The sequence below is a fragment of the uncultured Nisaea sp. genome, from assembly GCF_963974195.1.
In the GTDB taxonomy this organism is placed as follows: domain Bacteria; phylum Pseudomonadota; class Alphaproteobacteria; order Thalassobaculales; family Thalassobaculaceae; genus Nisaea.
In genome coordinates this window covers 1-9,432 of the sequence record NZ_CAXBDC010000138.1, presented here as the reverse complement: position 1 = coordinate 9,432, position 9,432 = coordinate 1, and the positions used below count along the sequence as shown (strand labels likewise).

Here is a 9,432-nt window from a genome sequence, read left to right as displayed (position 1 = left end):
GGAAGCCGGGTTCGACGAGCTGAACGGCGTCGACTGGAAGAAGGGCTGCTATATGGGCCAGGAGCTGACGGCCCGGACCAAATATCGCGGTCTGGTGAAGCGGCGGCTGATGCCGGTGCGCATCCTCGACGGCGAAATGCCCGCGCCGGGCACGCCTGTGATGCGGGACGATCGCGAGGTCGGCGAGATCCGTTCCGGCGCGGGGACCATGGCGCTGGCCATGCTGCGGGTGAACGTGCTCGAGGATCTGGAACATGCCGTGCTCAGCGCTGGCGGCAGTACGGTTCTCCCCGTGAAGCCGGACTGGGCAACCTTCTGACTCCGAACGACTAGCCCCAATTCGCGGCGGCGCGGCACCATTACTGTGCCGCCTGTTCGCTTGTGCGAGATGGATGCCGGGCATAGCGTGTCACAGTGTCCAAGCTCGCTGTTTTCAAACACTCTGTCGCCCGCCTGCCGGCTCCGGTTCGCGGCGTCCTCCTCATGGCCCTCGCTGCGGCGATGTTCGTCTGCATGCACGCGATCATCCGGGATCTCGGCAAGAACGCGGACCTGCATCCGTTCGAGATCGCCTTCTTCCGTTCCTTCCTCGGCCTGTTCGTGCTGGCCCCGCTGCTGATCCGTCAGCGCTTCCGGCCGCTCCACACCACGAACATGAAGCTGCTGTTCCTGCGCGGCGCGGTGAATTCCGCGGCCATGCTGATGTTCTTCTACGGCCTTTCCATCACGCCGTTGGCGCAGGCAACCGCGCTCGGCTTCACGGCGCCGCTCTTTGCCACGCTGCTGGCGACGCTGTTCCTTGGCGAGGTGGTGCGGGTGCGGCGCTGGATCGCCATCCTGATCGGTTTTGCCGGCACATTGGTGATCATCCAGCCCGGCACGGCGGAAGTCGGCCTCGGCCCGATCCTGATACTCACGGCGACAGTGGTCTGGTCCGTCGCGCTGATCATCATCAAGTTCCTGACCCGGACCGAATCCAGCGTCACCATCACGGTCTATGCCTCGATCTTCCTGTCGCCCTTCACCCTTGCCGCGGCCAGCTTCTTCTGGCGCTGGCCGACGCTGGAGGAGGCAGGCTGGCTTTGCCTGATCGCGTTCCTCGGTACCATCGCCCAGACCGCGATGAACCAGTCCCTCAAGCTCGCCGATGCCTCGGTTGTGCTGCCGATGGATTTCAGCAAGATGATCTGGGCAGCCTTTCTCGGCTTCTTCATCTTCGGCGAGCTGCCGGGCCTCTATACCTGGATCGGCGGGGCAATGATCTTTGTCAGCACCACCTACATCACGGTGCGCGAATCCCGGATCAAGAAGAAGGCCAAGGCCGTCGCGGAAGAACCGTCCGGTTGACCAGCGGCGCCATCCCGCGCATAAGCAGCCCCAAATTCCGCATTTCATCCACAGGAACGGGTCCCGAAAGATGGCAGCCGATCTCGTCCGCGTTTCCCGCGCTCTCCTCTCCGTCTCCGACAAGACCGGGCTGATCGAGCTCGGCAAGGCGCTCGCGGCGCATAATGTCGAAATCCTCTCGACCGGTGGCACCGCGAAGGCTTTGGCCGAGGCGGGTGTGCCCGTGAAGGAAGTCGCGGACCATACGGGCTTCCCGGAAATCATGGACGGCCGCGTCAAGACTTTGCACCCGGCGATCCATGGCGGCCTGCTGGCCCTGCGCGACAATGACGAGCATGTCGCGGCAATGGAAAAGCACGAGATCGCGCCGATCGACCTGCTGGTGGTGAACCTCTATCCGTTCGAGAGCACGCTGGCCTCCGGCGCCGGGTATGACGAATGTGTCGAGAATATCGATATCGGCGGCCCGGCCATGATCCGCGCCGCCTCCAAGAACCACGGCCATGTCGCCACCGTCGTCGATCCGGAAGATTACGCCGACCTGATCGCCGAGCTGGACGCGAACAAGGGCGCGACCACCTACGCGCTGCGCCGCAAGCTGGCCTCAGTCGCCTATGCCCGCACGGCGGCCTATGACAGCGCCATCTCCACCTGGCTGGCCGGTGAGATCGGCGACACATATCCGCGCCGCATCACCTTCTCCGGCGCAGCCCCGAAGATCATGCGCTATGGTGAAAACCCGCATCAGTCCGCCGCTTATTACAGCAGCGGCGATCCGCGCCCGGGCGTCGGCAATGCCGAGCAGATCCAGGGCAAGGAGCTGAGCTTCAACAACCTGAACGACACGGACGCCGCCTTCGAGCTGGTCGCCGAGTTCGACGCCCAGCCCGCCATCGCCATCATCAAGCACGCCAACCCCTGCGGCGTCGCGGTCGGGGACGATCTGGTCTCCGCCTATCAGCGCGCCTTCGCCTGCGACACGGTCAGTGCCTTCGGCGGCATCATCGCCGCCAACCGCACGCTGGATGGCGCCACGGCGGAAGAGATCTCCAAGATCTTCACCGAGGTGATCATCGCCCCCGACGCGGACGAAGACGCCCGCAAGGTACTCGCGGCGAAAAAGAACCTCCGTCTGCTGCTGACCCACGGCATGCCGGACGTGACCGCCGCTGCGCGCACCGTGCGCAATGTCGCCGGTGGTTATCTGGTGCAGGACAAGGACAATGGCCGTGTCACGGCGGCGGACCTCAAGGTCGTCACCAAGCGCCAGCCGACCAGCCAAGAACTGGCCGACATGCTGATGGCCTTCCGGGTCTGCAAGCATGTGAAGTCGAACGCGATCATCTATGTGAAGGACGGCGCCACGGTCGGCATCGGCGCCGGCCAGATGAGCCGCGTCGACAGCGCCCGCATCGCCGCCTCCAAGGCGCGCGACATGGCAGAAGCCGCCGGTGCGTCCGAGCCCGGCACCATCGGCTCCGTCGTCGCCTCCGACGCCTTCTTCCCCTTCGCCGACGGTCTGCTGTCAGCCGCCGAAGCAGGCGCTACGGCGGTGATTCAGCCGGGCGGCTCCATGCGCGACGACGAAGTGATCGCGGCGGCGGACGAGAAGGGCCTCGCGATGGTCATGACCGGGATGCGCCACTTCCGGCATTGATAAAACTGCAACTTTCCCATCGACCTATGCGGACAGATCGTATTACCTCTAAATGCGATTTGGGGTAGCGAAAGTTGTAGTAGGCTATGGTTCAGCGTGCAAATAATCCGCGCGTCTTTGCGGAAACGATATCGATTGATGCTTGGCGAACCCCTTTTGACGGAAAAACTGCGGAAGCTGACCTACATATTGATGCAGGTTTTTCTAAGGGGAGGGTTGGCGGGCCAGGCGCGCCGATTAGGTTCAGGCTCTCTTTGAAAAGGGCCGAAATCCAAGTGATATTGGACTTAGCTGATGTGCTCGTGATCCCGCCGTCATCTGTTATGAGGGCGCCGTTCCGTCAGGTGGAGGTGACGAAATATGTCGAATCGCGGCGAAGCATCGAAGGAGAAGCTAGAGCTTCATTAACTGAGTTGAGCGCTCGCGGTCAATTTGCGGCAAAAGGCTCAATTGAAATTGCTGAAACCAGACAGAGGTCAGCGACAGAGGGAGACATTTTTGTCGACTATCGCAAGATTGAGCACGGGTATTCTTTCGCAGTGGAGGCCAGCACTAGCAGTCGATTGCTCTTAGGGCGACCTTGGGACCCCCTGAAACCATTGTTACGTGTAAGAGATACTAGAGCTTTGAGGCAGCGAGGCGAACCACCAGAGCCGCGCATAGAAGTACGATGCCGGAGAGAAGACCTTTTTGTGGAAGATGTCGAATTCACTGATAAAAGAAAATATTCTTGGTCCAATCTTACGCGCCCCAAAAAGCTCGTTGTCGAACAATATATTAAGGATGAGCTGGCCAAAGTGGGTTTTTTGTCTGGAGATTTAAGTGATCCATTCGAATCTATTTTACTTTCGGATGCTGTTCCTTTTATTGAATCGTGATGTTTGAAAAATCGGAAGAAATAGCTGGTGCAAGAACAGACGACTTAATGTCGCTATTTATGATATCTAATGGTAATCCAAAGACTTTTTTTGTTGGCGCGGATTTATCTTATATTGATTTATCGAGTGTAGATTTATCGGAATTTAATATAAGCGGATCAATTATTAATTATACAGCCATTGATGGTTCAACAAGAATTCGTGTGCCAGAAGGGTTTTTCCCTATTCATGTGAAAATATTATATTTCCTTGAGGAGGGTATTTCAGAGTTATTGTATGAGATTTTTTCTCATCTATCTCCTTTTGGGGAAATGGAGCCTCGTATTTTTGAGGGGTTTTCGGTAAATATGAGGGAAAGTATAGCGAATAAAATAGATTCTGTCCTGATTGGCAAATATAAATTAAATGGATCAATGAATTACATGGATCTTGTGGAGATTTTTATCGACGACATTTTCAATTTTAGAGAGATAATTAGATTGAATAAATTATATTTATTTAATGGCATTATGATGTCTGATGATATTGAATCTGATGTTGTTGTTGATTATTTTGATTTTCTAAAAAATTCTATTAAAGAGATGGTTTATTCGTATAGCAATTTAGTAGAGGAATATTTTTTAGAATTCCATAAAAAAGAATGTATAGATGGGTTAACTTGTGTGGAGTTTTCTGATTCTTTTATTGATGACTTTGATTTTTCAGGGCATGTTGCATATGAGTCTCGCGCTTTCAATGAAAAAGACCGCATTGAGGTTGGTGAGGTATTAAAATTTCATTGGACGGGTAAAGATCTGGAGGTGTTGATAGCGAATTCTTAGATTTTACTCAGCGCGTGTTTCGCGATCTTCGCCATTACTGACGGCAGCCCCGCTTCGCCGATCTTCTCCACTGGATGCCAGAAACTGTCAGACGGGCGCGTGCCGGTGGCTCTGCTGCGATAGACCGTCAGCTCCAGATGGAAATGCGTGAAGGTGTGGCGGACTGTGCCCGGGAGGGCGGTCCATTGCGCCTTGATCGGGGCTTCGGCGAGGGACTTGTGCAGCGGGTGTTCCGCTTCGCGCCATTCGCTTGACGGGATTTCCACCATGCCGCCGAGCAGCCCCGTTTGCGGCCGCCTCCGGAGCAGGATTTCGCCGCGGCCGTTGATGATCCAGAAGGCGACGCCCTTGCGGGTCGGTTTCGGTGGTTTCTTTTTCTTTCTCGGCAGGTCTTCGGCGATTCCGGCGATCCGTCCCGTGCAGGACGCGCTCCACGGGCAGGTCAGGCATTTCGGTTTGCGCGGGGTGCAGATGGTGGCGCCGAGATCCATCACGGCCTGGGCATAGTCTCCGGGCCTTTGCTGCGGGGTGAGCGCGGCGGAGAGGCGTTTGAGTTCCGGCTTGGCGTCGGGCAGCGGGGTTTCGACCGCGTGCATCCGGGCCATTACCCGCTCGAAATTGCCGTCCACGGGCGTTGCCGGGATATCGAAGGCGATGGCGGCGATGGCGGCGGCGGTATAGGCGCCGATTCCCGGCAGCTCCAGCAGGGCCTCTTCGGTGTCGGGGAAGCGGCCGCCATGCAGATCGCGGACGACGGCTGCACATTTATGCAGATTGCGGGCGCGGGCGTAGTAGCCGAGCCCGGCCCATTCGGCGAGCACGTCCTCCTGCGGCGCGTCGGCCAGCGCGACAACGCTCGGCCAGCGCTCCAGAAACCGCGTGAAATAAGGCCCGACGACGACCACGGTGGTCTGCTGCAGCATGATTTCGCTGAGCCAGACATGGTAGGGATCGGCCTTTATTCCGGGTTCCGCGCGCCAGGGCAGGCGGCGTCGATGCCGGTCGTACCAGTCGAGCAAAAGGGCGGGGAGGATTTCAGGCGTGGTCACGTGTATGTTATTTCCGTTGGGACTGGCGCGGGAGCCCTTACATTAGTGCGCATGGGGAGCGCGGCAATGTCCGAGAAGACGGCAGCAGACAAAACAATACAACCGGCATCGTGGCGCCGCCGTATCGGCGGTCTCGCCCGGCTTGCCGCCGTCGCGCCGACGCTCGGCGACAAGGCGCTGCGCCGTCGCGGTTTCGCCGAATCGCGCATTGTCAGCGACTGGCCGGCGATTGTCGGCGAGGTACTGGCCCTGCAATGCGCCCCCGAAAAGCTCGTCTTCGCCAAGGGAACGACCGGCGGCGGCACCCTGCATCTGCGTGTGGCCGGCGCCGCTGCCCTGGAAATCCAGCATCAGATTCCGGTCCTGCTCGAACGCATCAACACGGTTTTCGGCTATAGCGCCATTGCCCGCATTTCCCTGAAACAGGGACCGTTGCCGAAGCGGCGGGAAAGCCTGCGCCCGAAATTGCGGCCGCTGAAACCGGAAGAGGTCGCGCGGGTCACGGAAAGCGTCGCCGGGGTCGAGCGGAGCGATCTGCGGCAGGCGCTGGAAGATCTCGGCAAGGCGGTGACCGCCGCCGGAGCCAAAAAACGGACCTATTCCTGACATGATTCGGCTGCAGGCTATAACGGATCGGGCCATGCCTGCCGGAAGGCCCGCCGGTCGGGAGGATGTGTCACGGGGTTCAGTTGTTGCGGCTCGCCCAGTTCTTGCAGCACTCCCAGTTCTTGCGGCTCGCAAAGAGTCACATTAATATTTCAACATGTTGTAACAGGAGGCAAATCTTGCGCCGTAGAACGCTAAATCTTGTGTTGGGGCTGGGGTTGATCGCGCCCTTCACCGCCGGGCTGTCCTTTCCGGCCCTGGCCGACGGGGTCGATATGGACGTGGCAACCGCGCCCCGTGTGATCGGCGATCCCGATGCCAAGATCTCCCTCGTCGAGTATTTCTCGATGACCTGCCCGCACTGCGCCCGGTTCCATACCGAAGTGCTGCCGCAGCTGAAGGAAAAATACATCGATACAGGCAAGGTGAAGCTGGAATTCAAGGACTTCCCGCTCGACCAGTGGGCGCTCCGTGCTTCCGCCATGGCCCGCTGTCTTGAAGGCCAGCGCTATGTCGGCATGGTCGATCTGCTGATGAAGAAGCAGGCGGACTGGGCGCGCGGCGACAATCCGTTCACCGAGCTGGTCAAGTACGCGAAGCTGGCCGGGCTTTCCGAAGAGCGCGTGCAGGAATGCATGACCGACGAGAAGCTGCTGGATTTCATCCTGAACGAGCGGCTGAAGGCGACCAAGGAGCACGATATCAAGGCGACACCGTCTTTTGTCATGAATGGACGCAAGCTGGACGATGTGTTCAGCTTCGAGTCCTTCGAAGAGGTGATCGAGGACGCGCTTTAGGGCGCGCTCCGTAAAATCCGCATTTGGGGCCGGGTAAGGAGCGTCTAACGGGTGCATCTTTCTAAGCTGCGTCTTTCGGGGTTCAAATCCTTCGTCGATCCGACAGAGCTGTTGATCGAGGAAGGCATGACGGGCGTTGTCGGGCCGAACGGCTGCGGCAAGTCGAATCTCGTCGAGGCCCTCAGATGGGTGATGGGAGAGACCTCCGCCAAGCAGATGCGCGGCGGCGAGATGGACGATGTGATCTTCGGCGGCACCACTGGCCGCCCGGCCCGCAATCTCGCCGAAGTCGGCCTGATGGTGAATAACGAGGACCGCAAGGCACCGGCGGCCCTCAACGATGCGCCGGAGCTGGAAGTGATCCGGCGCATCGAACGCAACAAGGGTTCCGCCTACCGGGTCAATGGCCGGGAAGTGCGGGCCCGCGATGTGCAGCTTCTGTTTGCCGATGCCGGCACCGGCGCCCGGTCCGCCGGGCTGGTCAGCCAGGGCCGGATCGGCGCCATCATCAACGCGAAACCGTCCGAGCGCCGCATCCTGCTGGAAGAGGCGGCGAATATCCGTGGCCTCTATGCCCGCCGCCGTGAGGCGGAGTTGCGTCTGCGGGCGGCGGAAACCAATCTCGAACGGCTGGAAGACGTGCTGAAGGCGCTGGAAGGCCAGCTGCACGGGCTGCGTCAGCAGGCCAAGCAGGCCCAGCGCTACCGGACGGTCGCCGAACAGATGCGCTCGGCCGAATCGGTGTTGCTGCACCGGCGCTGGGAAGCGACCAAGGAAGAGCGGGCGGTTGCCGGCAAGGCTCTGGCCGAGGCCGGGGACGCGGTCGCTGAAGCGACCCGCAAGGCCGCCGAGGCAAGCACCATCCAGACCGAGACGGCGGCCAGCCTGCCGTCCCTGCGCGAGGATGAGGCAAAGGCAGCGGCCGAATTGCAGCGCCTGACACTGGCGCGTGCCGAACTCGATAATGAAGAACGCCGCATCGTCACTGCGAAGAGCGAGGCGGAGCTGCGTCTGCGCCAGATCGCCGATGATCTTGAGCGCGAGCAGTTGCTGTCCGCCGACGCGGAAGAAGCACTGGAACGGCTGAAGGGCGAGCATGCCGGGATTGCCGCCGCGCGCGAGGGCGAGGCGGAAGCGCAGGCGGAAGCCGCCGCGGCGCTGACCGATATCAACCGTGCCGCCGATGTGCTGGAAGTAAAACTTTCCGGGATGACGGAACATATCGCGACGACCGAGGCGCGCCGGGCCAGCCTGCAACGCCAGGCCCGGATGGCGCGGGAGCAGATAGAGCGGCTCACCCGGCAGATTGCGGGGCTTGAGGATAATCGGAAGCGGTTGCAGGAATCGGCGGCCGGTCCGGGAGAAGTCGAGGCGGCGGAGCAGGCGGTAACGGAGGCAGAGGCCGCGCTTGAAGCAGCGCGTACAGCCGCTGACGGCTCTGAAGCTGCCCGGGAGGCCGCATCGGAAGCTGAGGGTGCCGCCCGCGAGGCCTTGCAACACGTTGAAGCCGGATTGGCGAAGCTGACGGCGGAGGCCGGTGCGCTCGAACAATTGCTGTCCGGCGATGGCGAAGATGGTGATGCGGCGCCGATTCTCGATTCCGTTTCGGCGGAGCCGGGCTACGAGACCGCGCTCGGTGCCGCGCTCGGCGACGATCTGACGGCACCGCTGTCCGAATCGGGCGGCGATCATGTGCGCTACTGGAGCGGAAAGTCCGGAGCCGACTCCGGAAACTCCCTGCCGGACAGTGTCGAGCCCTTGGCAACCCGTGTGCAAGGACCGGCCGCTCTGGCGCGCCGTCTTGCGGCAACCGGCGTGGTGGCGGACTTGGAGACTGCGCAGGCGTTGCAACCCGCTCTGAGGGACGGCCAGCGTCTGGTCAGCCGGGATGGCGGGCTATGCCGCTGGGACGGCTTTGTTGTCGCCCCCGGTGCGCCGAGCAGTGCCGCGATCCGGCTGCAGCAGCGGAACCGGTTGGGCGCCCTGCAGTCTGAAATCGCGGCGGTGGAGAAGGACCGGACGGGGGCGAGTGAACGATTCGACGCGGCCCGAACCTCGCAGCGGGAAGCCGTGGATGCCGAAAAGGCCGCGCGGGAAGCCATGCGCGCAGCCTTTAGCGAAAGCGAAACGGCGCGGACCCGGCGCTCCAAACTGGCAGCTTTGCTGGCCGAGATCGATTCGAAGCTCTCCGCCATCGACGATACCAAAGCGCGGTACGAGGGCGAGATCGAGGAGGCGGAGCGCCAGCGTGTGTCCGCCGAGGCGGCGGAGGTCGAG

At 60.7% G+C, this 9,432-nt stretch carries 8 protein-coding genes and 1 pseudogene; 8 read left to right on the top strand and 1 reads right to left on the bottom strand.

Features of this window, described 5'->3' with window-relative positions:
• The 5 genes and pseudogenes from AAC126_RS20330 to AAC126_RS20310 form a co-directional block, all read left to right on the top strand.
• Nucleotides 1-319: pseudogene (locus tag AAC126_RS20330) on the top strand (folate-binding protein); the annotation flags it as partial.
• 164 nt (nucleotides 320-483) lie between these two features.
• Nucleotides 484-1,347 carry an EamA family transporter gene (locus AAC126_RS20325; protein ID WP_339856960.1) on the top strand — a complete coding sequence of 288 codons (864 nt, stop codon included), beginning with the start codon at nucleotides 484-486 and terminating at the stop codon, nucleotides 1,345-1,347.
• Between the two features lie 70 nt (nucleotides 1,348-1,417).
• The gene (gene purH, locus AAC126_RS20320; RefSeq protein ID WP_339856958.1) at nucleotides 1,418-3,004 is read left to right on the top strand and encodes a bifunctional phosphoribosylaminoimidazolecarboxamide formyltransferase/IMP cyclohydrolase; all 1,587 of its coding nucleotides are present in this window, start codon (nucleotides 1,418-1,420) and stop codon (nucleotides 3,002-3,004) included.
• Nucleotides 3,005-3,090: 86 nt separating this feature from the next.
• Complete coding sequence (locus tag AAC126_RS20315; protein WP_339856956.1) at nucleotides 3,091-3,882, top strand: hypothetical protein; 792 nt, start codon at nucleotides 3,091-3,093, stop codon at nucleotides 3,880-3,882.
• Nucleotides 3,882-4,703 (top strand): hypothetical protein, encoded by an 822-nt coding sequence (locus AAC126_RS20310; protein ID WP_339856953.1) that lies wholly within the window; start codon nucleotides 3,882-3,884, stop codon nucleotides 4,701-4,703. The genes AAC126_RS20315 and AAC126_RS20310 overlap by 1 nt, the downstream gene beginning before the upstream one ends.
• Here AAC126_RS20310 and mutY read toward each other — a convergent pair.
• Nucleotides 4,700-5,752, bottom strand: coding sequence for an A/G-specific adenine glycosylase (gene mutY, locus AAC126_RS20305; RefSeq protein ID WP_339856952.1), 1,053 nt, complete (start codon nucleotides 5,750-5,752; stop codon nucleotides 4,700-4,702). The two genes, AAC126_RS20310 and mutY, sit on opposite strands and share 4 nt — an antisense overlap.
• 66 nt (nucleotides 5,753-5,818) lie before the next feature.
• Here mutY and AAC126_RS20300 point away from each other — a divergent pair, with 66 nt between their 5' ends.
• The 3 genes from AAC126_RS20300 to AAC126_RS20290 form a co-directional block, all read left to right on the top strand.
• Nucleotides 5,819-6,358 (top strand): DciA family protein, encoded by a 540-nt coding sequence (locus tag AAC126_RS20300; RefSeq protein ID WP_339856949.1) that lies wholly within the window; start codon nucleotides 5,819-5,821, stop codon nucleotides 6,356-6,358.
• Nucleotides 6,359-6,537: 179 nt separating this feature from the next.
• On the top strand, nucleotides 6,538-7,155 hold the full coding sequence (locus AAC126_RS20295) for a DsbA family protein (protein WP_339856947.1): 618 nt from the start codon (nucleotides 6,538-6,540) through the stop codon (nucleotides 7,153-7,155).
• 51 nt (nucleotides 7,156-7,206) lie between these two features.
• A partial coding sequence (locus AAC126_RS20290) for an AAA family ATPase (RefSeq protein WP_339856944.1) occupies nucleotides 7,207-9,432 on the top strand: 2,226 nt, incomplete at its 3' end.

Coding starts and splice junctions, on each gene's coding strand:
- AAC126_RS20325 (WP_339856960.1), top strand. CDS start 484: ATGGCCCTCGCTGCGGCGATGTTCGTCTGCATGCACGCGATCATCCGG.
- purH (WP_339856958.1), top strand. CDS start 1,418: ATGGCAGCCGATCTCGTCCGCGTTTCCCGCGCTCTCCTCTCCGTCTCC.
- AAC126_RS20315 (WP_339856956.1), top strand. CDS start 3,091: ATGGTTCAGCGTGCAAATAATCCGCGCGTCTTTGCGGAAACGATATCG.
- AAC126_RS20310 (WP_339856953.1), top strand. CDS start 3,882: ATGTTTGAAAAATCGGAAGAAATAGCTGGTGCAAGAACAGACGACTTA.
- AAC126_RS20300 (WP_339856949.1), top strand. CDS start 5,819: ATGTCCGAGAAGACGGCAGCAGACAAAACAATACAACCGGCATCGTGG.